The organism is Mesorhizobium sp. BR1-1-6 (assembly GCF_020165355.1).
In the GTDB taxonomy this organism is placed as follows: Bacteria; Pseudomonadota; Alphaproteobacteria; order Rhizobiales; family Rhizobiaceae; genus Mesorhizobium.
Window position 1 is genome coordinate 109,681 of the sequence record NZ_JAIUHZ010000011.1, and the last position, 23,037, is coordinate 132,717.

The window sequence follows — 23,037 nt, forward strand, 5'->3', positions numbered from 1 at the left end:
AGCGTTTGGAAATCCAGCTTTCCAGCTTACTCCACGATGACCGCTGTCTCCACCACGGCATGGAACAGCACGTCGGCTCCTGCCGCCGCCCATTCCTTGGAGATCTCCTCGGCCTCGTTGTGGCTGAGACCGTCGACGCAGGGGCACATCACCATGGCGGTCGGCGCGACGCGGTTGATCCAGCAGGCGTCGTGGCCCGCGCCCGAGACGATGTTGCGGTGCGTGTAGCCGAGCCGGTCGGCGGCATCACGGATCGCCTTGACGCAGCCCTTGTCAAAGGTGACCGGATCGAAATGGCCGACCTGCTCGATCTTGTACTGGATGTCGAGCGCCTCGCATATCGTGTCGATGCCTTCGCGGATGCGCCCATCCATGGCGTCGAGCACTTCCTTCTCCGGCGAGCGGATGTCGATGGTGAAGACCGTGCGCCCGGCGATGATGTTGCGCGAGTTCGGATAGACTTCCATGTGGCCGACCGCGCCGACGGCGTCCGGCTGGTAGTCCATGGCAATCTCGTGCACCAGTTCGATCACGCGCGCCATGCCGAGCCCGGCATTGCGGCGCTTGGGCATCGGCGTCGAGCCGGTATGCGCCTCCTTGCCGGTCAGCGTCACCTGCAGCCATTTCAGCCCCTGTCCATGGGTGACGACGCCGATGTCGATGCCTTCGTCCTCGAGGATAGGCCCTTGCTCGATATGCAGTTCGAAAAAGGCGTGGATCTTGCGATCGCCGACCTTCTCCGTGCCCTTCCAGCCGATACGCTCCAGTTCCTCGCCGAATTTCTTGCCGTTCTTGTCCGTATGCTCGTAGACGTCGGCCTGGTCGAGCACACCGGCGAACACGCCGGACGCCATCATCGCCGGGGCAAAACGCGAGCCCTCCTCGTTGGTCCAGTTCGTGACCACGATCGGATGTTTGGTCTTGATGCCGAGATCATTGAGCGAGCGCACGACTTCCAAGCCGCCGAGCACGCCGAGCACGCCGTCATACTTGCCGCCGGTCGGCTGCGTGTCGAGATGGCTGCCGACATAGACCGGCGGCAGGCTGGGGTCGGCGCCTTCGCGCCTGGCAAACATGGTGCCCATCTCGTCGACGCCCATTTCGAGCCCGGCGGCATCGCACCAGCGCTTGAACAGATGCCGGCCCTCGCCGTCCTCGTCGGTCACGGTCTGGCGATTGTTGCCACCGGCAATGCCGGGGCCGATCTTCGCCATCTCCATGATGGAATCCCACAAACGGTCTGAATTGATTCGCAGATTCTCGCCGGGTGCGGCCATTCAAAACCTCTCCAATTGCGTGGCGTTCCCCTCCCCCTTGAGGGGAGGGTGGCCGCGAAGCGGTCGGGTGGGGTCGCCGGACATGCGCTCGACCTTCCCTTTGACCACCTGCGCAACATGCCAAGGGTTGTTTATGACATCGGGCTCATCGACGCGAAAGACATCAAAGCCGAGCGAGCGCAGATAGGCATCACGAACGGCATCATGCCGCTTGCCCTTCTCGTGTTCGTGCAGATCGCCATCAACTTCAACGATCAGCTTCACGGCGAGGCAGGCAAAGTCAACGATATAAGGCCCGATCGGACACTGACGACGAAACTTGATGCCGGCCGATTTCAGCTCGCGCAGTTCATACCAGAGCAAGGATTCACCCCTGGTTGCGTGAACTCGAAGCGCGCGCGCCTTTTGGCGCATTTCGTAGCTCACGCGAGTGCGGGGCATCAACGGCAGCCTCGCGGCAACAGATCAGGTCGGCACCCCGTCGCACCGACCCCACCCGACCGCTTCGCGGCCACCCTCCCCTCGAGGGGGAGGGATATCCGCGCCCAGTTCTTCAATCGATCGACCTCAGTACCTCACGCACATGATCGATCAGTTCGTTGATCTGGCCCTTGGTGATGATCAGCGGCGGCGACAGCGCGATGATGTCGCCGGTGGTGCGGATCAGCGCGCCGCGCTCGAACGCCTTGACGAAGGCCGAGAAGGCCCGCTTGGTCGGGCTGCCGGCAATCGGCGCCAGCTCGATCGCACCGATCAGGCCGATGTTCCTGATATCGATGACATGCGGCTCGCCCTTCAGCGAATGCAGCGCGTCTTCCCAATAGGGCGCCAGTTCCTCGCCGCGGGTGAGCAGGCCCTCTTCCTTGTAGGTGTCGAGCGTGCCGAGCGCCGCGGCGCAGGCGATCGGATTGCCCGAATAGGTGTAGCCGTGGAAGAACTCGATCATGTGCTCGGGGCCGGTCATGAAGGCGTCGTGGATTTCCTTCTTCACGAACACCGCGCCCATCGGGATGACGCCGTTGGAAACGCCCTTGGCGGTGGTCATGATATCAGGCGTGACGCCGAAATAATCGGCCGCGAACGGCGCGCCAAGACGGCCGAAACCGGTGATGACCTCGTCGAAGATCAACAGGATGCCGTGCTTGGTGCAGATTTCGCGCAGCTTCTGCAAATAGCCCTTGGGCGGCAGGATGACGCCGGTGGAGCCAGCGACCGGCTCGACGATGACGGCCGCGATGGTCGAGGCGTCATGGAGCGCAACGATGCGCTCCAGCTCGTTGGCAAGCTCCGCGCCATGTTCCGGCACGCCCTTGGAGAAGGCGTTCTTCTCCGGCAGGTGGGTGTGCGGCATATGGTCGACGCCGCCGAGCAGCGTGCCGAACATCTTGCGGTTGGTGACGATGCCGCCGACCGAGATGCCCCCGAAATTGACGCCGTGATAGCCGCGCTCGCGTCCGATCAGACGGGTGCGCGAGCCCTCGCCCTTCACGCGGTGATAGGCGATCGCCATCTTCAATGCGGTCTCGACCGATTCCGAACCGGAATTGGTGAAGAACACGTGATCCATGCCCTTCGGCGCGACGTCGACCAGGCGGTTGGCCAGTTCGAACACGATCGGGTGGCCCATCTGGAAGGCCGGAGCGTAGTCGAGCTCGGCGGCCTGCTGCTGGATCGCCTCGGTGATCTTGGGCCGGCAATGGCCGGCATTGACGCACCAGAGGCCGGCGGTGCCGTCCAGCACCTTGCGGCCATCGCTGGTCGTGTAGTGCATGTCCTTGGCGGACACGAACATGCGCGGCGCCTGCTTGAACTGCCGGTTTGCCGTGAACGGCATCCAGAATGCACTGAGATCGTTCGGCGTGACTTTCAGCCGGTTGGACATGACCAAGACTTCCCCTTGTAACCTGTTTCGGTACGTCCAACGCTTGGTCTTTGCCGCGCTTTCGTGCTACGCAAATTTTTGACCGATTGGACAAACGTTAGCACCGCCCTGTCGGCGGTCAAGGGATTACTAGCGGAAATGCGGCTCCTGAAGTGCGTTCCACAGGCCGGGGAAAAACTGGTCCAGAGAATTGGGCCAGACCGCTTTCAACACGAGGGCGCGCAACGGTGAACACCAGCACGGAAGCCCCTCGCCGCACCCGCATCCAGCAGGAGAAGCGCGAACTCATTCTCGAAGCCGCGCTCGAGGTGTTCTCCACCAATGGCTTCCGCGGCTCGACCATCGACCAGATCGCCGAAGCCGCTGGGATGTCGAAGCCCAACCTGCTCTATTACTTTCGCCGCAAGGAAGACATTCACGAGACGCTGATGCAGCGCCTGCTCGACACATGGCTGGCGCCGCTCAGGGAACTCGACGACATCGGCGATCCCCTGACCGAGCTCAGGAGCTACATCAGGCGCAAGCTTGAAATGGCGCGCGATTTTCCGCGCGAGAGCCGGCTGTTCGCCAACGAGATTCTGCAGGGCGCACCACGCATCATGCCCTTGCTGACCGGCGAACTGAAGACGCTGGTCGACGAGAAGGCGACCGTCATCAACGGCTGGATGCGCGCCGGCAAGATCGCCAGGACGGATCCTTGGCACCTGATCTTCTCGATCTGGGCGACGACCCAGCACTATGCCGATTTCGACGTCCAGGTCCGCGCCGTGCTCGGCCCGAACCGTGGCGGCGACGGCCGCTTCGAGGACGCAGCGAGGTTCCTGGAGCAATTGTTCCTCGACGGGTTGAAGCCGAAGGCCTGACCCTGCCCTGAAGGCTCACGCGCTGCGCCGCTCGGCCGGCAGCGCATCAAGCAAGCTCTGCAGCTTGGCGATCGAGTTCTGCTCGGCCAGCGGCGTGTAGACGACCAGCCGCATGTCGGATCCATCGTCGATCGACAGACTCATGTGCTCGAAGGCCATGGCGCCGGCCGTCGGATGGCGGACGTGCTTCAGACCCGTCAGCTTTCGCGCCACGTCACGTCGGGGCCACCAATCGCGGAACTCGGGGCTCGAGCGCATCATCAGCGCGATCAGCCGGTCGAAATCGGGATCACCGACATATTTGGCGCTTTCGGCGCGAAACGAAGCGAGCACCACGCGGGCAAGCTCTTCCCAGTCGACGAGCAGGTGGCGATGGTGCGGGTTGGTAAATACCATGTGGACGATGTTGCGGGCGTCGCCTTCCAGCAAGCCATAATCGCCGAACACCGCGGCGGCTGCCGGGTTCCAGGCGAGCACGTCCCAGCGCCGGCCAACCACATAGGCAGGCTGCAGCACAAGGCTTTGCAGCATGTGCAGCAACGGCCCGTCGACCTTTTCGGGCGTCGCCCCACGATGCTCCGGCTGCTGGCGGCCAGCGAGGATGAACAAATGCCGCTTCTCGACAGCGTCGAGGCGCAGCGCCTCGCAGAGCGCCGCCAGCACCTCTACGGAGGGCCTGACATCCCTGCCTTGTTCCAGCCAGGTGTACCAGGTGGTGCCGACACCGGCGATCATCGCCACCTCCTCGCGCCGCAGGCCCGGCGTGCGCCGCCGCGCGCCGCAGGCAATGCCGGCGGCCTGTGGCGAAAGCCTCTCGCGGCGCGAGCGCAGGAAGGCGCCGAGCTCGCGCCGGCGGCTGTCTTCAGCGGAATGAGAAGGAACATCCATGACCCTATTATAGCAGTACCGATACCAGGATAAAGTTTGAACTGTTTGGCGCGCACCCGCTGCCCCATCTTCTCTCGAGAGCAACGATTGGAGCCTCCAGACATGAACCTGAAAGACAAGATCATCCTGATCACCGGCTCGACCGATGGTGTCGGCCGGGTCGTCGCGCAACGGCTGGGCGCAGGTGGCGCCCGGGTGCTGGTGCACGGGCGCGACGCAGCGCGCGGCAAGGCGGCGGTCGCGGACATCGAGGTGGCCGGCGGCAAGGCCGAGTTCTTCGCAGCCGACCTCGCCTCGCTGGCCGAGGTGCGCCGGCTCGCCGAGGCCGTGCGTGACAAAACCGCTCGGCTCGACATCCTCATCAACAATGCCGGCGTCGGCACGGCTGGCCAAAACGCCAAAAGGCAGGTCAGCGCCGACGGCTATGAACTGCGCTTCGCCGTCAACTATCTCGCCGGCTTCCTGCTTACGGAGGAATTGCTGCCCCTGCTGAAGGCCAGCGCGCCGGCGCGTATCGTCAACGTCGCCTCGGCGGGCCAGCAGGCCATCGACTTTAGCGACGTCATGCTTACCCATGGCTACAGCGGCGTGCGCGCCTACTGCCAGAGCAAGTTGGCGCAGATCCTGTTCACCGTCGATCTCGCCGAGCAGCTCAAGGGCAGCGGGGTTACCGTCAACGCCCTGCACCCGGCGAGCTACATGAACACGAACATGGTCCGCGAGGCCGGCGTCACGCCGTGGAGCTCGGTGGAAACCGGCGCCGAGGCGATCGTCAACGTCGCCACCTCGCCGGCGCTCGAAGGGCGCAGCGGCCTCTATTTCGACGGCCTTCGCGAATCCCGCGCCGACGCCCAGGCTTACGACGCCAGAGCAAGACAACAATTGCGCGACTTGAGCCTCGACCTTGTCGGGCAGGCTACAGTGAAGGAAGAGCGTTCATGACCAGCAAGATCGAACACACAGTCGTCATCGGTGGCTCGTCCGGCATCGGCCTGGCGACGGCGCGCAAACTGCTCGGCCCCGGCATGAAGGTGACCATCACCGGGCGCAATCAGGACAAGCTCGTCAGCGCATGGAAAAGTCTCGGTGGCGCCGCCGACAAGGCGGCGTTCGATGCTGCCAAGCCCGACGAGGTGCGCCAATTCTTCGAGCGCATCGGCCCGTTCGACCATCTCGTTCTGGCGGCGAGCGGCGGCAAGGGCCTTGGCCCGTTCGAAACACTCGACCTTGCCGATATCGCTGGCGGCGTCGACGAAAAGGTGCGGCCGCAATTGTCCTGCCTGCAGGCGGCCTTGCCAACGCTGGACAAATCAGGATCGGTCACCTTCATCTCGGCGGTATCCGCCCAGCTCGCCACGCCGGGCGTCGCCGGCATCGGCGCCGTCAATGGCATGCTCCTGACGGTGGCACCGATCCTGGCCGTCGAGCTGAAGCCGCTGCGCGTCAACGTCGTGGCGCCCGGCGTCATCGACACGCCCTGGTGGGACTTTCTGCCGGACGAGCAGCGGCAGGCGATCTTTGCCGACTATGCCGGCAAGACACCGGTCGGCCGCATCGGCCGCGCCGAGGACGTCGCCTCGGCCATAGCCTTCCTCGTCTCCAACGGCTTCATGACCGGCCAGGTGCTGACCTGCGATGGTGGTTTGCGGTTCGCGGCCTAGCTGCAACCGTCAAAGCGATTGGGCGATCAGCGTCAGGAAACCGCCGCTCAGCGCGACATTGCCAACAAAACCATTGATACGCGACGCACGCTCCTGTCCCTGATGGTCCCAGAAATTGTGGACCATCGGCGTGGCGACGATCAGGAACATCACCAGCGCCATACAGGCAATCGCGGTCCAGAAGCCCGCCATCACCAGCACGCCGGCGACGATCTGCAATACGATGCCGACCGACAGCGCCAGCCGCGCCTGCGGCACGCCTCGCGCGGCCATCAGCCCCGTCAAGAAGCCCGCGTTCTGAATGTTGCGCAGGCCGGCGAAGACAAACCCGCCGCCAAGCAACAGCCGGCCGAGAACCAACAAGGCGGCGGGCAAATCGGCAAGCATCAAACGCTCTCCCTTTGAAATAATGGGAGCGCCGCCTCCCTTGGCGGCGCTCCGATCGTGATCGAACAATCAGGCGGCCTTGGCGGCAGGCATCGGATGAATGGCGTGGAACGGAATGCAAAGCCGGTTCCAGGTATTGATCATGCCCAGCGCCACGGAGAGCTTGACCAACTCCTCTTCCGAGAAATGTTCCAGCGTGCGGGCATAGAGTTCGTCCGAAACACCATTGTTGGCGATCAGCGTCACGGCCTCGGTCCAGGCCAAAGCGGCGCGCTCGCGCTCCGAAAACAGCGGCGATTCCTTCCAGGCCGAAACCAGATAAAGCCGCTGTTCGGTCTCGCCGTCGCGCCTCGCCTCACGGCTGTGCATCTCGACACAGAAGGAGCAGCCATTGATCTGTGAGGCCCTGAGCTTGATCAGGTGCAGCAGGCTTTCCTCGAGCCCGCATTCGTCGACCGCCTTATTGAGCGCCGACACCGCTTTCATGATCTCGGGCGCCTTGGCGAAGAACTGGAGCCTCTGTCTCATCATCTTTCCTTTCATGCTTGCTTGGTTGAACTGGATTTCTGCTGCCGCTGGTGGCGCTCGGTGAAAGCGCAGCTTGCCGCGACCGACCGCGGATCGGCGCCTTTCATGAAGTCCGACACGATGTCGGACAGCCTGACCTCGGCCAGCGCCGCGCGATAGGCGCGCTCCGCCTTCAGCATCGCAGCATTGATGCCGCACGGCCTGACATAGGCCGATGCATCGAGTTTCGTCGGGCCGCGCTGGCGGATTTCGCCGCATCGGAAAGCCGGCTCGCGCCCTTCGACCGCCAGCACGATGTCCAGCAGCGTGATGCGTTCGGCCGGTTTCGCCAACCGGTAGCCGCCCGCCGGCCCAGGAACGGATTCCAGGATGCGCGCAGCGGTGAGCATGTTGAGATGTTTCAGGAGATAGCTCGGCGACAGGCCAAACGCCTCCGCCAGGGCCGCACCTGGCATGGTGCTGTCGCCATCGACGCCAGCCAGCGTCGCCGCGCAGTGGATGGCCGCTTCGACGCCATCGCCGAGTTTCATGATACCAATCTCCAATACATGGATAACTTATATCCTGGATATTTTGTATCTGCAATAGCAAAATGAAAACGGCGCCCGAAGACGCCGCTTTTTTCCTCGAAAGTTCCGCCCTACTCCGCCGCCACCTTGGCCATCGGATTGTTCGGGTGCGTGGTCCAGTTGGCGTAGACCGGCGACACAGGCATGCCGGTGCGCTGGTCCATCACCCCGGCGGCCAGCGGCTCCATGGTGATGCAGTTGTCAACCGGGCAGACATTGACGCAAAGATTGCAGCCGACGCATTCGGCCTCGATCACCTCGAAATGCCTGACGCCGTCGACCATGCTGGTGATCGCCTGATGCGAGGTGTCCTCGCAGGCGATGTGGCAGCGGCCGCATTTGATGCAGGCATCCTGGTCGATATGCGCCTTGGCGACATAGTTGAGGTTGAGATACTGCCAGTCCGTGACATTGGGCGTGGCACGGCCGATGATGTCGTCGAGCGAGCGATGGCCCTTCTCGTCCATCCAGTTTTCGAGACCGGCGATCATCTCCTGCACGATCTTGAAACCGTAGGTCATCGCGGCCGTGCACACCTGCACGTTTCCGGCGCCGAGCGCCATGAACTCGGCAGCGTCGCGCCAGGTGGTGATACCGCCAATGCCGGAGATCGGCAGCCCCTGCGTTTCGGGGTCGCGCGCGATCTCGGCCACCATGTTCATGGCGATCGGCTTCACCGCAGGGCCGCAATAACCGCCATGCGAGCCCTTGCCGTCGATGGTCGGCATCGGCGCGAAGCTGTCGAGATCGACGCCGGTGATCGAGTTGATGGTGTTGATCAGCGACACCGCGTCGGTGCCGCCGTCATGTGCTGCTCGCGCCGGCTTGCGGATATCGGTGACGTTGGGCGTCAGCTTGGTGATGACGGGCATGCGCGTGTACTGCTTGCACCAGCGCACAACCATTTCGATATATTCCGGCACCTGGCCGACGGCGGCGCCCATGCCGCGCTCCGACATGCCGTGCGGGCAGCCGAAATTGAGCTCGATGCCGTCGGCGCCGGTTTCCTCGACAAGCGGCAGGATCGCCTTCCAGCTTTCCTCGACGCAAGGCACCATGATCGAGGCGATCAGCGCCCGGTCGGGCCACTCCATCTTGACCTGCTTCATCTCACGCAGATTGGTCTGCAAGTCGCGGTCGGTGATCAGCTCGATGTTGTTGAGGCCGAGCAGACGGCGGTCGGCGCCCCAGATCGCGCCGTAGCGTGGGCCATTGACGTTGACCACCGGCGGGCCCTCTTCGCCCAGCGTCTTCCAGACGACACCGCCCCAACCGGCCTTGAAGGCGCGCACGACATTGTAGGCCTTGTCGGTCGGCGGCGCCGAGGCCAGCCAGAACGGATTGGGCGATTTGATGCCGACGAAATTATTCCTGATATCTGCCATGCTCATGCCCTCCCCTTCGAGGTCAGTGCCCGGTGAATGGATTCCGCCGCATCACGCCCTTGCGCCACGGCCGAGACGGTCAGGTCGTCGCCACCGAATATGCAGTCGCCGCCGGCCCAGACCTTGGCCAGCGAGGTGCGCCCTTCCGCATCGACCTTGATGCGCCCGGCCTCGAGCTCGATCGCAGCACCGCTGCCGTTCAGCGCAGCGGGGACGAAACTCTGTCCGATCGCCTTGAACACCTGGTCGGCAACGAGGGTCAGCGTCTCGCCGGTGCCGGCAAGACTGTCGCCGTTCATGGCGGTGTATTCAAGCTCGATGGCATTGACCTTGCCGCCTTCGGCAATCACCCGCTTCGGCTGTAGCCAGTGTCGGATGACGACGCCGTTGGCGGCCGCCAGGTCCTGCTCGAATTCGGAAGCATTCATATGTTCCTGGCCGCGCCGGTAGCAGATCGTCACCTCCTCGGCGCCAAGCAGCTTCGACTGCACCGCGGCATCGATCGCCGTCATGCCGCCGCCGATGACGACGACGCGGCGGCCGACCGGCAGGCCGGAGAGATCGCTGGCTTGGCGCAGCTCGGAGATGAACTCGACGGCGTTGGTGACGCCCACGGCGGCCTCGCCATCGGCGCGCAGCGCATTGACGCCGCCGAGCCCCATGCCCAGGAACACCGCGTCATAATTGCGGATCAGGTCGGAGAGCTGATAGTCGCGGCCGAGCGCCTTACCGTTCTGGATATCAATCCCGCCAATCGAGGTAACGTACTCGACCTCGGCTTGGGCGAAATTGTCGACGCTCTTATAAGCGGCGATGCCGTATTCGTTGAGCCCGCCCGCCTTCGCGCGCGCTTCCAGGATTGTGACGTCGTGGCCATGGCGGGCGAGCCGATGTGCGGCGGCAAGGCCGGCCGGCCCGGCGCCCACCACGGCGACCGTCTTGCCTGTCGGTGCGGCACGTGGATAAAATTGCCTGTTCTCGCTCATCGCGATATCGGTGGCATAGCGCTGCAGCCGACCGATCTGCACCGGCTTGCCTTCCGCCACTTCGCGCACGCAGACCTCCTCGCACAGCGTCTCGGTCGGGCAGACGCGGGCGCACATGCCGCCCAGAATGTTCTGGTCGAAAATGGTCTTGGCCGAGCCGATCGGATTGCCCGTGGAGATCTGGCGGATGAACAGCGGAATGTCGATCGAGGTCGGGCATGCGTTCATGCACGGCGCGTCGTAGCAGAAATAGCAGCGGTCCGCTTCGACCAGCGCCTCGTGGTGATCGAGCGGCGGATGCAGGTCGGAAAAATTGTCCGCATACTGATCGGCAGGCAGCCGGCCGCCTGCAATGCCTTCCCTGAACTGGCCTTCTGCCATCGTCAGTTCCCCTTGTTTTCGTTTTAGGGAAGGCTAGCACGTTTTATTTTTTTATCAATTGGTCAATTTTCTACATAAGCCTCTGAAAAGGCTCGAATAAAACATGATAATTTGGTTCACGTTTAATATCATAATGCGCGAATGTCGAACTTTCGAGGAAGGACGGTCCGCTAAGCGGCAGGCCGCAATCATGGCATGCCTGTCGAGCCGCAATTTTTCCTCCGCTGTCGGATTTCCGTCTCGAAGATCGTCCTATGATGGATCGAAGGACGATCGACGCAAAAGGTGAGGAGACCGACGATGCCGAAATCCCCAATGCCCTTCTTCTGGTACGAATTGATGACATCAGACCTCGACGCCGCCGAGGCGTTCTATACCAAGGTGGTCGGCTGGACCGCGCAAGCCTTCGACAAGGCTCCCGGCATGCCGCGCTACATCGTCATGAATGTCGGCGAGCGTGGCGTCGGCGGGCTGATGACGATGCCTGAGGATGCCGCCAAGATGGGCATGCCTCCCGCCTGGCTTGGCTACATCCACACCAGGGATGTCGATGCTGCCGCGGCGTCGCTGCAGAAGGCCGGCGGCGCCGTTCATCGCCAGCCCGACGACATTCCGGGCGTCGGCCGCTTCGCCGTCGTCGCCGATCCGCAAGGCGCGACCTTCATGTTCCTGCAGCCGAACGGGCCCGACCAGCCGGTCGTGCCGGCCAGCACGCCGGGCCATATCGGCTGGCACGAGCTTTACACAACCGACTGGAAGGCCGCGTTCGACTTCTATTCCAGCCAGTTCGGATGGACCAATGCCGGCGATTTCGACATGGGGCCGATGGGAACCTATCAAACCTTCGCGGCCGGCCCCGAATCCGGTGGCGGCATCATGAACAAACCCGAACAGATCCCGGTGCCGGTCTGGCAGTTCTATTTCAACGTAACCGCCATCGACGCGGCGGCAAAACAGGTGACCGACAATGGCGGCAAGATCCTAATGGGCCCGATGGAGGTCCCCGGCGGCAGCTGGATCGTGCAGTGCCAGGATCCGCAAGGCGCCCATTTCGCCTTGATGGCGCCCGGACGGTAAGGGGCTCAACGTCGCACAGGAGGACGGCCTTTGATCGTAAGATTGAGGGCCGTGTCCTCGCTTGGCGCCGAGCTATTCCGGCGTCAGCACCGCGACTTTCAGGCCTGCCTTTTTTGCACCGCTGAACTGGACGGTGGCCGGGCCGGGCGCAAGCTTGAACCGAACGCTTTTGCGAATGTCCGGACAGGTCTTGACCCCGCTGTAGCCGGCCAATTTCACGGTATGGCCGTCTTGAATGACATCGATCCAGGCTTCGCCCGACAGGCTTATCTGGATGCCCCCTTCCGGCGGCACAACCATGCTGGCGACAGCGCCGAACGTGCCAGGCGCCGGGGCACGTTCCGGCGGGAGGGCGAATTCCGCCGTCTCGGCCGGCACCAGAACCAGATCGGCGGCAGCGCCGACCGCCAGCGTCGTCCCCGACGCAGCAGAAGGAGGCGCGGCGAACAGCGCCTGCTCGCGCGTTACCGGCCATTTGAAAGCCTCGCAGCCGGCATCCTCGGCCATCGCGAAGCTGGTACCGGCAAGGATTGCGAAAAAGCTGATGACGACTTTTTTCATAGCGAGAGACCCCCAAACGATTTCAACTATCTACAGATCGATACAACCAGAGGGATAATAATGCAACCTTAGGGAGAAAATATCGACGCGTTGCGGAACATCTCGCATCACCGATTGTTGATGTCCGGTAGCGGGAAGTGAATGGTCCATCTCGGGGCGATAATCTAGGCCGGACCTGGGGGGTGAAAACGGAGTTTCAGATGGCGCTTTTTGAAGGCTTGGCCCGACACCAGCCACAGGCGCTCGGCGTTCTGCGCATCATGACCGCGCTGCAGTTCATCGAGCATGGCAGCCAGAAGCTGTTCAATTTCCCAGCAAGCGCCGAACCCCACGCCCTCAGCGGGTTGACTTTGACAGCCGGCATTCTCGAGTTCGCCGGCGGCATCCTGCTCGCGCTGGGGCTGTTTACCCGCCCAGTCGCCTTCCTTCTGGCGGGCGAGATGGCGATCGCCTATTTCATGGCGCACATGCCGCGCGGCTTCTTCCCGGTCAACAATGGCGGCGATTTGGCGATCTCGTTCTGCTTCATCTTCCTCTATCTGTTCTTCGCCGGCCCTGGCGCCTTTGCGCTCGACAATCGCCGCGCTGCCTGATGCGAGCCGGATGCGGATTGTTCACGCCCGCATCCGCTGCAAATTGGCGTCGAACAGCGGCACCGGCTGCATGCGTGCGGCATGGCGCTTGCCGAGGATTTCGATCTCGAAGCCTTCGCTCTCCTCGGCGATCTCCTTCGGCACGTAGCCCATGGCCACCGATTTCCTTGAATGATGCGCATAGCCGCCTGACGTCACCCAGCCACGCACCGTGCCGCCGAACCAGATCGGCTCGTCGCCGATGACATCGGCGTCGGCAGCCTCGACGATGAAGGCGCGCAGCCTGAGCCTGCCGCCCTGCTTGCGCTCTGCCAACGCCCCGGTCTTGCCTATGAAATCGGCTTCCTTGCCATAGGCGACAAAGCGATCGAGCCCTGCCTCCAGCGGTCCGTAGATCGGCCGGTATTCGCGCGCCCACGAGCCATAGTTCTTTTCCAGCCGCAGTGCGTTCAGCGCACGGGAGCCGAACAGGCCAATGCCGAACTCCTCGCCCGCCGCCATCAGCGCCTGGAACGCCGCGCGCTGATATTCCGGCGCCACCCAGATTTCATAGCCGAGATCACCGGTGTAGCTGACGCGGCCTACCAGGCACGGCGCCATGCCGATATCCATCTTGCCGATGGCCATGAAGGGAAAGGCGGCGTTCGAGACGTCCGTCCGCGTGACCTTGGCCAGCACGTCCCGCGCCTTCGGCCCGGCGACGGCAAGGCCGGTGAGTTTCGCGCCCGAAGCCTCGATGCGGACAGAACCATCCGCGGGCAGATGCTTTTCGAACCAGCGCATATGGTACTGCTCGGCAATGCCGGAACCGGCGATGAACCACTCCTCGCCGCCGAGATTGGCCAGCGTGAAATCGCCGATGAGCTTGCCGTCCTCCTTCAGCATAGGCGCCAGCGTCATGCGGCCTGGCCTCGGCAGCTTGCAGGCGAGCAGCCGGTCGAGCCATGCAGCAGCCCCCTCGCCTGTCACGCCGTATTTGGCGAAATTCGAAATCTCGGCGATGCCGACGCCCCCGCGAACGTTTGCAACCTCCCTGCCGACATGCGCGAAATCGCTCGAGCGACGCCACGAGAACTCGTCCTTGACGCCTTCGGGCGCGTACCAGAGCGGCACTTCCAGCCCATAGGACACGCCCCATTGCGCGCCCTTGGCCGACAGCAGGTCATAGACCGGCGTGGTCTTCAGCGGCCGTCCGGCGGGCAATTCCTCATTGGGGAAGCGTATCGAAAAGCGCCTGGAATAGTTCTCGCGCACCTTAGCGTTGGTGTAGGCCATCGTCGCCCAGTCGCCATAGCGCGACACGTCCATGGCCCAGATGTCGGCGCCGGGATCGCCCTCGATCATCCAGTTGGACAGCGCGAGCCCAACGCCGCCGCCCTGGCTGAAACCGGCCATGACGCCGCAGGCCACCCAGAAGCCCGGCAAACCGCGCACCGGCCCGACCAGCGGGTTGCCGTCAGGCGCGAAGGTGAAGGGTCCGTTGATGATCTGCTTGATGCCGGTGTTCTGAAAGGCCGGGAAATGCCGGAAGCCGACTTCCAGCGACGGCGCGATGCGGTCGATGTCCGGCTCCAGCAATTCATGGCCGAAATTCCACGGCGTCTGGTGCTCGGACCATGCCTTGTTGGCCTTCTCATAGGTGCCCATCAGCATGCCGCCGCGCTCCTGGCGCAGATAGAGCTCGCCGTCGAAATCGACGGCGTGGATGATCTCGGTGCCGGTCTTGGCGTTCCAGGCGGCGACCTCCGGCATGTCCTCGGTGATCAGGTACATGTGCTCCATGGCCAGCACCGGCAGTTCGAGCCCGACCATGCGGCCGACCTCGCGCGCCCAAAGGCCACCGGCGTTGACGACATGCTCGGCCACGACCTCGCCCTTGTTGGTGATGACGCGCCACAACCCGTCGGGACGCCGCACGATGTCCTCGACCTTGGTGAAGCGCTCGACCTCGGCGCCCAGCTTACGCGCAGCCTTGGCATAGGCATGGGTGACGCCGGAGGGATCGAGATGGCCGTCTTCCTTGTTGCGGACAGCGCCGACGAACTGCTTGGGGTCGAGCAGCGGCATCAGTTCGGCCGCTTCTTTCGGCGAGATTTCTTCGAGATCGATGCCGAGATAGCGACCCTTGGCGACGACGCCACGCAGCCAGTCGAGCCGCGCCTCGGTCGCCGCCAGCAGCACGCCGCCGGTCAGATGCACGCCGGTCGCCTGACCGGAAAGCTCCTCGATCTCCTTGTAGAGGTTGATCGTGTATTTCTGCAGCTTGGCGACGTTGGGATCGCCATTGATCGTGTGCATGCCGCCGGCCGCGTGCCACGTCGAGCCTGAAGTCAGCTCGTCTCGCTCCAGAAGCACGACGTCGGTCCAGCCATGGCGGGCGAGATGGAACAGCACGGAACACCCGACAACCCCGCCGCCAATGACCACGACCTTTGCATGCGATTTCATGGGTTCTTCTCTGATATCAGTGAGTTGGATGGGCTAGATGATTCAAAAAGAGACGTTCGTGGCGCATCACGGCTCGCCCGCCCCAATCGCTTCCTTGCGCTTGGTCACGTAGGCCTCCAGCGCTTCGCGCACGGTGACGTCCATCGGCGGCTCGACATAGTCTTCGAGCGCCTTCTTCCACAACCGCGTCGCGCGCGCGGTTGCGTCGAGGCCGCCGGCTTCCTGCCAGGCTTCAAAATTCTGCCAGTTCGAAAGCATCGGCTGATAGAAGGCCGTCGCATAACGTTCCAGCGTGTGCGGCTCGCCGAAGAAATGGCCGCCGGTCGGCACCGCGCCCAGCGCCTCGACGGCAAGCTCGGCCTCGTCGACCACGATCGGGCGCAAAAACTCCATCATGTACTGGATCATTTCGACGTCGATGATGAATTTCTCGAACGACGCCGTCAGCCCGCCCTCCTGCCAGCCGGCGGCGTGATAGACGAGGTTGCCGTGGCCGAGCACAGCGCCCCACAGCGCCATCAACGTCTCGTAAGCGCCTTGCGCATCGGCGGCGTTGGAGGCCGAGCCCGGCGTTGTTCGGTAGGGCAGCCCGTAACGCCGTGCCAATTGCCCCGACGCGATGTTGGCCTTGGTGTTTTCAGGCGTGCCGAAGGCCGGCGCGCCCGACTTCATGTCGACATTGGAGGTAAAGGCGCCATACATGACCGGCGCGCCCGGACGCACAAGTTGCGTCAGGACTACGCCGAACAGTGCTTCCGCATTCTGCTGCGCGAGCGCACCCGCCAGCGTCACCGGGCTCATCGCGCCCATCAGCGTGAACGGCGTCACTGCCACAGACTGGCCGAATTCGGCCATCGTCATCAGCCCCTCGGCCATCATCTCGTCGAAACGGCGCGGCGAGTTGACCGAGATGATGGTGGCGATGCCGGGATCGTCGCGCAACTGGTCCAGCGTCAGCCCGCGCGCGATCGCCATCATCTCGATCCCGTCCAGCGCCCTGCCCCGGCCGATCGCCGAGACATGGAAGCTTTTGTCGGTCAGCGTCAGATTGGTGAAATAGGTGTCGAGATGGCGCGAATTGGCCGGCAATTCGACCGGCGCGCAGACCTGGTTGCCGAGCATGTGCACGCAGTTGAAATGCTGCGCCAGCCGGGTCAGGTCCGCATAGTCGCGCAAATTGCCGGGGCGGCGGCCCCGCGCCATGTCGTGCACATTGGGCGGCCCCGCAACGAGCGTGAAATTGATTGTGTTGCCGCCGAGATGAACGGCGTTGGCCGGATTGCGCGGTGTAAGGGAATAATTGGACCGCGTCGTCTTCAGCGCCTCGTCGACCATGCCGCGGTCAATGCGCACGTTCGCCGACGCGTGGTCCACACTGGCACCGGCCTGCTCGAACAGCGAGAGCGCCCGCGGGCTCATCACCTCGATGCCGAAATTCTCCAATATGTGCATCGACGCCTGGTGGATCGCCTCGATCTGGTCGGGCGACAGCAAGGCCATCGGCGGATAAGGATTGGTCACCCGCCTCGCCGGCAGCTGCGGGATAGGCCCTGGTCCCCGGTTGCTGGTGCGCTCGGCGCCGCGCTTGCGTCTTGGTTCGTTCATGCCAGGCATCAAAGCCTCGACAAACCGCGCCAGCTGTCAGAAATACGCCGTTTGCGGGCGCGATTTTAACCGAGGCGGCATTTTCGAAACATCGATTTATGAAAAGCGACAAGATATGTCGGGTGATCAATATGGCATTTTTCTGAAGCGCCCGCATCGGCGGCCCGTTAACGAGGGCAGCAAGATTCCCTTTATGATTTGAGCCTATTGCTCTGCCGATGCGTAGGTCAAGTTTTAGTAAAATTGTAGCGGTTGGTATGCTGCTGGCACTTTCGGCCTGTGCGACGGCCCCCAGCCACATCAACAATGTCTGCGCCGTCTTCGACCAGAATGACGGCTGGTTCGACAATTGGCAGTCGGCCGCCGAACGCGCCGAGCAGAAATACGGCGTGCCCGTCCCCGTGCTGATGGCGACCGTGCGCAAGGAATCCGGTTTCAAGAGCAACGCCCGGCCGCCGCGCACCAAACTGCTCGGTTTCATCCCCTGGAAGCACGTCTCGTCGGCCACCGGCTTCTCGCAGGCGCTGGACGGGACCTGGTCGCAATATCAGAGCGAAACGGGCAACTGGGCGGCCCGCCGGACCAAATTCTCCGACGCCGTCGATTTCGTCGGCTGGTACCATTCCAAGACAGCGGATACCTACGGCGTCGCCCGCAACGACACCTACAATCTCTACCTTGCCTACTATCTCGGCTGGACCGCCTATGGCCGCGGCAATCGTGGCGATTCCGGCGTCCAGAGCTATGCCCGGGCCACCGACAAGATGGCCCGCGACTATGCCGAACAGCTAAGGCAGTGCGGCAGCTAAAGGGCTCCCGCTACAACGACAGCATCTGTCAGCGCGGCTTCCTGCCGAACACCTTGATGTATTCCGCCTCGCCGCCCTTGGCGAGCGCCTTCGCCTGCTTGACCCAGTCCTCGCGCTCGATGCGGCCCTGGAATCTCAAATGGTCGTCGACCCACTCCCGTTCGGCCTTCTTCCACGAGGCAATTTGAGCGTAGGTGAAGATACCGAGGCCATTGAGGATGGCTTCCGTCTTCGGACCTACGCCGGATATCAATTTCAAGTCGTCCGGCTTGGCAGGCTTGGAGATGCCGGCGGGTCGGTTCCTGTCGGCCGCGCCATCACGCGCCGCGCCTGGTCTGGCCGCACGGCCGCTAATTGGTGCGACACGCGCATTCTCTGCCTGGCGGCCCTCGCCAAGCGTTCTCGGCGTGAAAGGCGCGGAGGTCGCGTTGGCATCGGTCGCCGGTGCACCTGTTTCGGAGACCTCGTCGCGCACCTCGTGGCGGCGGGCTCGCCACACGGCTTCTGTCTCCTCGGCGTCCTCTCCCACCGCGCTGGCTTCCGCACTGGCGGTCTTGCCATGTGGTCGGCTGGGCGGCTGACCGGCAAAGCCCGGACCGGCACCATGCGGCGCATCGTCCGGCACGCCCTCATGGTCGGCATGCTGCTTGTCGAACTTGATCACCGGCTCCATCGTCGCCAGAACGTCGTCCGAGAGCCAGCACAGGCTCATGTGCCCGTCGCCCAGGTTCTTTACCGGCGGCACCTTGGTTTCGCAGAGATTATCCGGCACCAGTCTCTTGTAGCCGCAGCGCGTCTGGAATGGACAGCCTGTCGGCGGGTTCATCGCCGAGGGTATGTCGCCCTCCAGCACGATGTGCTTCTTGACCACGCTGGTGTCGGCGATCGGGATCGCCGAAAGCAGTGCCTCGGTGTAGGGATGATAGGGCGGCGCGAAGATCTGGTCGGTCGTACCTTGCTCGACGATATAGCCGAGATACATGACGACGACCCGGTCGGCGATATAGCGCACGACCGACAAATCGTGGCTGATGAACAGCATCGTCGTCTTGTTCTTGCGCTGGATGTCCATCAGCAGCTCGGTCACCGCCGCCTGCACCGACACGTCGAGCGCCGAGACCGGTTCGTCGGCCACCACCACCTTAGCATCGCCGGCAAAGGCGCGCGCCACGCCGATGCGCTGCTTCTGGCCACCCGAAAGCTGGCGCGGCTTGCGGCTCTCGAAGGCGCGCGGCAGCTTCACCAGGTCAAGCAATTCCAGCATGCGCTTGCGCCGGTCGGCGACGGTCTTGCCGACGTTGAACTTTTCCAGTGTGCGGATGATCTGCGAGCCGACCGAATGGCTGGGGTTGAGCGTATCGAACGGGTTCTGGAACACCATCTGGATCGACGACACCGTGTCGACGCTGCGGCTCTCGATGCCGGTCGACTGGATTTCCTTGTTGGCGAGCGTGACCTTGCCGGAGCTCGCCGTCTCGAGCCCGAGCAGTACTTTGGCCAGCGTCGATTTTCCGCACCCGGATTCGCCGACAATGGCGACGGTTTCGGATTCGCGCGCCGTAAACGAAATCGTCTCGTTGGCCTTGACGACGCGGCCCTCGCTTGAGCCGAACACCTCGCTGCCGCCAACCTTGTAGTATTTTCTCAAGTCCTCGATCTTGAGTACCGGTGCGCCAGGCACGACCTTCTCATTGACCTTTTTGGCGCCGGGCGGCAGGGCGTCCCAATCGATTTCGTTGAAGCGCACGCAGCGCGAGAAATGACCTTCATGTCCCGCGACTTCGATCATCGGGATTTCGGCGGCGTTGCAGACGCCCTCGACGAAATGGTGGCAGCGCGGACCGAAATTACAGCCCTTCGGCCTTTCATGCGGCAGGGGCAGCTGGCCGGGGATCGAGATCAGCGGCCGCGAGTTCTTGTCGGCGCCCGGCAGTGGAATCGAGCGGAAAAGGCCCTGCGTATAGGGATGGCGCATCCGGTCGAACACGTCCTTGATCTTGCCGGTCTCGACGGCCTCGCCCGAATACATCACCGTGATGCGGTCGCAGGTCTCCAGGATCAGGCCAAGATTGTGCGACACGAAGATCATCGAGGTGCCGAACTTCTCGCCCAGCCCCTTGACCAGTTCGACGATGCCCGCCTCCACCGTTACGTCTAGCGCCGTCGTCGGCTCGTCGAGGAGAAGCAGCGCCGGCTTCGACAGCAGCGCCATGGCGATGACGATGCGCTGCTGCTGGCCGCCCGAAAGCTGGTGCGGATAGGAGCGCATCATGCGTTCCGGATCGGGAAGCTTCACCGAGCGCACCATTTCGAGCGCACGTTTATAGGCCTCCTCCTTCGACACCTTGTCGTGGATCAGCGGCACTTCCATTAGCTGCTGGCCGATCTTCATCGCCGGGTTCAGGCTCGCCATCGGCTCCTGATAAATCATGGCGATCTTGTTGCCGCGGATGCTGCGCAGCTCCTCCTCGGAGAGCTCGCCCATGTCCTTGCCCTGGAACTTGATCTTGCCGCCGACGATCTTCCCGATGTTGGAGAGATCACGCATGATGCCGAGCGACACGGTCGACTTGCCGCAGCCGGATTCGCCGACAATGCCCATCGCCTCGCCGGGCATGACCGTGCAGGAAAAATCCATCACGGCCGGTATCTCGCCCTTGCGGGTGAAGAAGGAGATCGACAGGTTCTCGATCTCGATGATCGGCCCATTGTTCGGCCTGGCCGGATTTCGAACTGCCTCGTTCATGGGTCGCTCCAATCCTTGGTTCTTCCGGGCAAGTAGGGTCGAGGACCCCGCCATCAATCCTTCATCGATTGCTCGCGCAGGGAATCGGCGAGCAGGTTTAGCCCCAGCACGAACGACATCAGCGCGATCGTCGGCGGCAGTGCCGGGTGGATGAAGGAACGCAGCAGCCGGCTGGCATCCTTGATCGCAGTGCCCCAGTCGGGACTTTCCGGCGCCAGCCCGAGGCCGAAATAGCCCAGCGTGCCGAGCAGGATGGTTGTGTAGCCGATGCGCAGGCAGGCATCGACGATCAGCGGTCCGCGCGCATTGGGCAGGATCTCCCACAGCATGATGTACCATGGCGACTCACCGCGCGTCTGGGCCGCCGCCACATAGTCCCGCGTCTTGATATCCATGGTCAGGCCACGCACGATGCGGAACACGCCCGGGCTGGAGGCGAACACCACCGCCACGAAGATGTTGAGCTGGTTGGGATCGATATGCACGATCTTCAGCGGGTCGGCATCGAACACCAGGCCGGCATAGATCCAGCCGCCGACCACCAGCGTCAGTCCGAGCAGGATGTAGATCCGGTCGGAACGGTTCTTGTAGCGCGTCCAGAACAGCACGCAGAAGAAAATAATCGGGAACAGGAAGAAAACGCCGGCCAGCGCGTAGGGGATCGGCGTGTCCATGATGCCCGGCGTCACCAGGAGGTAGAACAGCAGGATAACCGGGAAGGCCAGCACGAGATTGGCCAGGAACGACAAAACGGTATCGATCTTGCCGCCATAATAGCCGGCCGGCAGGCCGAGCGTGATGCCGACCATGAGCGCGAAGCCGGTCGCCGCCGGCGCGATGATCAGGACGATCTGGCTGCCATAGACCATGCGTGAAAAGACATCGCGGGCGAGCTTGTCGCCACCGAATAGATAAGCGAGGCCCGATTGCGGTTCGATGGCTCCGGGCAGTGTATCCTTCATGATGGGAATCTGGCCGAGCGGATCGAAAGGCGAGATGGTCGAGGCGAAGATCGCCGTGAACAGCCAGAACAGGCAGATGGCCACCCCCGCTATGCCGACGCCGCTGTCGAACAGTTGGCCGTAGAGAGCCAGCTTCTTCTTGTAGAGGAAGCTCGCGCCCATGACGATGAGAAGCGCGAGCCAGACCGGCCAGAAGCGCCAGAGCACTTCGAGGACGACGGTGGAGGCGCCGATATATTGGGCTTGCATGCGCCGTCTCCCCTACTGGACCCGAATGCGCGGATTGAGGAACGCGTAGCCGACATCGGAAATGAGCTGCGTGATCAGGACGATGAACACCGAGACCAGCGAGCAGCCGAGCAAAAGGTCGATGTCGTTGTTGCCTGCGGCCTCGACCAGCGTGTAGCCGAAGCCCTGATAGCGGAACATCACCTCGACGATGACGACGCCGGTGAGCAGCCACGGAAACTGCAGCATGATCACGGTGAAGGGCGCGATCAGAGCGTTGCGCAGCGCGTGCTTGACCACCACGCTTTTGAAGGAAAGACCCTTCAGCCGGGCGGTGCGGATATATTGCTGCGTCATCACCTCGACCATCGAGGCACGCGTCATGCGCGCGATGTAGCCGATGCCGTAGATGGCCAGCGTGATCACCGGCAGCGTGAAGTTATAGAAGGTGATGCCCTGGCTTGCCGATGCGGCGGATCCGTTCAGCCAGCCAAGCCAGGAGGCGAAGATGACGGTAAAGATGACGCCCGATACATATTCGGGCGTCGCCGTCGAGGCGATCGAGGCGACCGACAGCACCCGGTCGGTGCGCGACCCCTCGCGCATGCCGGCCAGGATGCCGATCAGCAGCGAGACCGGCACCATCACCGCCAGCACACAGAACATCAGGATGCCCGTGGCGCCGAGCGCAGGGAATAGCTTGGCCCCCACCGTGGTCTTGAATTTGGTCGAGCAGCCGAAATCACCCTGGAGCACGCCGGAGAACTTCGGCTCGGCCGGATCATTGCAGAAAGAGAAGCGCTGCGCCGGCTTACCGGTCGCCGGATCGGTTACCGGCTGCTTGGGCACGACGCCGAGCCACTGGCCGTAGCGCACGAAAAAGTTCTGCCGGTAGCCGTGATTGACCAGCCAGCTTTCCAGCTGTTCGGCCGAGGTGTGCATCTCGGTCTGGCTGATCGCCAGCTTCTTCAGGTTGGGTTCCAGATTGACGAGGAAGAAGACGACCAGCGTCAGGCACAGCATCGTGAGCAGTATCGTGCCGATGCGTCTGGCGATGAATGAGAACATTGTACCCCCCTGCCGGCCGGGTTGGGGTCAGATAGGTTCAACCCTGTATCAAAAACCTTGTGACGTCACGCCGCCGCTGCATCCAATGCAACGGCGGCGATGCCGCGGGAGCGAAAGGCGCTGGCGCCCCGCT

General features: G+C 63.1%; 21 protein-coding genes and 1 pseudogene. 7 read left to right on the forward strand and 15 right to left on the reverse strand.

Annotated features, from left to right (window positions below; all coding sequences use genetic code 11):
• Positions 1–26: 26 nt before the first annotated feature.
• The 3 genes from LB545_RS20785 to LB545_RS20795 all read right to left on the reverse strand — a co-directional run bounded on the left by LB545_RS20785 (position 27) and on the right by LB545_RS20795 (position 3,159).
• Positions 27–1,277, reverse strand: a complete 1,251-nt coding sequence (locus tag LB545_RS20785; RefSeq protein ID WP_224705757.1) for a Zn-dependent hydrolase — start codon at positions 1,275–1,277, stop codon at positions 27–29.
• Positions 1,278–1,718: an endonuclease domain-containing protein gene (locus LB545_RS20790; protein WP_140495124.1), complete on the reverse strand. Its 441-nt coding sequence runs from the start codon at positions 1,716–1,718 to the stop codon at positions 1,278–1,280. It abuts the gene before it with no gap.
• A gap of 112 nt (positions 1,719–1,830) precedes the next feature.
• Positions 1,831–3,159, reverse strand: a complete 1,329-nt coding sequence (locus LB545_RS20795) for an aspartate aminotransferase family protein (protein ID WP_140521238.1) — start codon at positions 3,157–3,159, stop codon at positions 1,831–1,833.
• Positions 3,160–3,386: 227 nt separating this feature from the next.
• Here LB545_RS20795 and LB545_RS20800 point away from each other — a divergent pair, with 227 nt between their 5' ends.
• Positions 3,387–4,022: a TetR family transcriptional regulator C-terminal domain-containing protein gene (locus LB545_RS20800; RefSeq protein WP_140557473.1), complete on the forward strand. Its 636-nt coding sequence runs from the start codon at positions 3,387–3,389 to the stop codon at positions 4,020–4,022.
• A 15-nt stretch (positions 4,023–4,037) separates the two neighbouring features.
• Here the strand turns inward: LB545_RS20800 and LB545_RS20805 are convergent, their stop codons facing one another.
• A complete protein-coding gene (locus LB545_RS20805; RefSeq protein ID WP_224705759.1) occupies positions 4,038–4,910 on the reverse strand; it encodes a helix-turn-helix transcriptional regulator in 873 nt (290 codons plus the stop codon).
• A gap of 102 nt (positions 4,911–5,012) precedes the next feature.
• Here LB545_RS20805 and LB545_RS20810 point away from each other — a divergent pair, with 102 nt between their 5' ends.
• Together LB545_RS20810 and LB545_RS20815 are read left to right on the forward strand one after the other, a co-directional pair.
• Positions 5,013–5,852, forward strand: coding sequence for an SDR family NAD(P)-dependent oxidoreductase (locus LB545_RS20810; RefSeq protein ID WP_224705760.1), 840 nt, complete (start codon positions 5,013–5,015; stop codon positions 5,850–5,852).
• Positions 5,849–6,571 (forward strand): SDR family oxidoreductase, encoded by a 723-nt coding sequence (locus tag LB545_RS20815; RefSeq protein ID WP_140761266.1) that lies wholly within the window; start codon positions 5,849–5,851, stop codon positions 6,569–6,571. The genes LB545_RS20810 and LB545_RS20815 overlap by 4 nt, the downstream gene beginning before the upstream one ends.
• 9 nt (positions 6,572–6,580) lie before the next feature.
• Here LB545_RS20815 and LB545_RS20820 read toward each other — a convergent pair whose 3' ends face one another.
• The 5 genes from LB545_RS20820 to LB545_RS20840 form a co-directional block, all read right to left on the reverse strand.
• A complete protein-coding gene (locus LB545_RS20820; RefSeq protein WP_140559665.1) occupies positions 6,581–6,958 on the reverse strand; it encodes a DoxX family protein in 378 nt (125 codons plus the stop codon).
• Between the two features lie 69 nt (positions 6,959–7,027).
• Complete coding sequence (locus LB545_RS20825; RefSeq protein ID WP_140495113.1) at positions 7,028–7,486, reverse strand: carboxymuconolactone decarboxylase family protein; 459 nt, start codon at positions 7,484–7,486, stop codon at positions 7,028–7,030.
• A gap of 11 nt (positions 7,487–7,497) precedes the next feature.
• On the reverse strand, positions 7,498–8,016 hold the full coding sequence (locus tag LB545_RS20830) for an RrF2 family transcriptional regulator (RefSeq protein ID WP_140495111.1): 519 nt from the start codon (positions 8,014–8,016) through the stop codon (positions 7,498–7,500).
• Positions 8,017–8,126: 110 nt separating this feature from the next.
• The gene (preA, locus tag LB545_RS20835) at positions 8,127–9,440 is read right to left on the reverse strand and encodes an NAD-dependent dihydropyrimidine dehydrogenase subunit PreA (protein ID WP_224705761.1); all 1,314 of its coding nucleotides are present in this window, start codon (positions 9,438–9,440) and stop codon (positions 8,127–8,129) included.
• 2 nt (positions 9,441–9,442) lie between these two features.
• Positions 9,443–10,807, reverse strand: coding sequence for an NAD(P)-dependent oxidoreductase (locus LB545_RS20840; RefSeq protein WP_224705763.1), 1,365 nt, complete (start codon positions 10,805–10,807; stop codon positions 9,443–9,445).
• A 300-nt stretch (positions 10,808–11,107) separates the two neighbouring features.
• Between LB545_RS20840 and LB545_RS20845 the strand changes: the two genes are divergently transcribed.
• On the forward strand, positions 11,108–11,884 hold the full coding sequence (locus tag LB545_RS20845; protein ID WP_140495105.1) for a VOC family protein: 777 nt from the start codon (positions 11,108–11,110) through the stop codon (positions 11,882–11,884).
• Between the two features lie 72 nt (positions 11,885–11,956).
• Here the strand turns inward: LB545_RS20845 and LB545_RS20850 are convergent, their stop codons facing one another.
• Positions 11,957–12,445 (reverse strand): hypothetical protein, encoded by a 489-nt coding sequence (locus tag LB545_RS20850; RefSeq protein WP_140495103.1) that lies wholly within the window; start codon positions 12,443–12,445, stop codon positions 11,957–11,959.
• A 200-nt stretch (positions 12,446–12,645) separates the two neighbouring features.
• Here LB545_RS20850 and LB545_RS20855 point away from each other — a divergent pair, with 200 nt between their 5' ends.
• The gene (locus LB545_RS20855; protein ID WP_224705764.1) at positions 12,646–13,038 is read left to right on the forward strand and encodes a DoxX family protein; all 393 of its coding nucleotides are present in this window, start codon (positions 12,646–12,648) and stop codon (positions 13,036–13,038) included.
• 21 nt (positions 13,039–13,059) lie between these two features.
• Here the strand turns inward: LB545_RS20855 and LB545_RS20860 are convergent, their stop codons facing one another.
• Together LB545_RS20860 and LB545_RS20865 are read right to left on the reverse strand one after the other, a co-directional pair.
• Complete coding sequence (locus tag LB545_RS20860; RefSeq protein ID WP_140879845.1) at positions 13,060–15,486, reverse strand: FAD-dependent oxidoreductase; 2,427 nt, start codon at positions 15,484–15,486, stop codon at positions 13,060–13,062.
• A 66-nt stretch (positions 15,487–15,552) separates the two neighbouring features.
• The gene (locus tag LB545_RS20865; protein ID WP_140623094.1) at positions 15,553–17,091 is read right to left on the reverse strand and encodes a trimethylamine methyltransferase family protein; all 1,539 of its coding nucleotides are present in this window, start codon (positions 17,089–17,091) and stop codon (positions 15,553–15,555) included.
• Here LB545_RS20865 and LB545_RS20870 point away from each other — a divergent pair.
• Positions 17,090–17,293, forward strand: coding sequence for a hypothetical protein (locus LB545_RS20870; protein WP_140623092.1), 204 nt, complete (start codon positions 17,090–17,092; stop codon positions 17,291–17,293). The genes LB545_RS20865 and LB545_RS20870 overlap by 2 nt on opposite strands.
• 16 nt (positions 17,294–17,309) lie before the next feature.
• Positions 17,310–17,900, forward strand: a complete 591-nt coding sequence (locus LB545_RS20875) for a transglycosylase SLT domain-containing protein (protein ID WP_140495095.1) — start codon at positions 17,310–17,312, stop codon at positions 17,898–17,900.
• Positions 17,901–18,348: 448 nt separating this feature from the next.
• Here the strand turns inward: LB545_RS20875 and LB545_RS20880 are convergent.
• From LB545_RS20880 to LB545_RS20890, 3 genes and pseudogenes are all read right to left on the reverse strand, one after another.
• A pseudogene (locus LB545_RS20880) lies at positions 18,349–20,646 on the reverse strand (dipeptide ABC transporter ATP-binding protein); the annotation flags it as partial.
• A 53-nt stretch (positions 20,647–20,699) separates the two neighbouring features.
• Positions 20,700–21,857, reverse strand: coding sequence for an ABC transporter permease (locus tag LB545_RS20885; protein ID WP_140495091.1), 1,158 nt, complete (start codon positions 21,855–21,857; stop codon positions 20,700–20,702).
• A 12-nt stretch (positions 21,858–21,869) separates the two neighbouring features.
• Positions 21,870–22,904: an ABC transporter permease gene (locus tag LB545_RS20890; protein WP_140521245.1), complete on the reverse strand. Its 1,035-nt coding sequence runs from the start codon at positions 22,902–22,904 to the stop codon at positions 21,870–21,872.
• Positions 22,905–23,037: the final 133 nt, after the last annotated feature.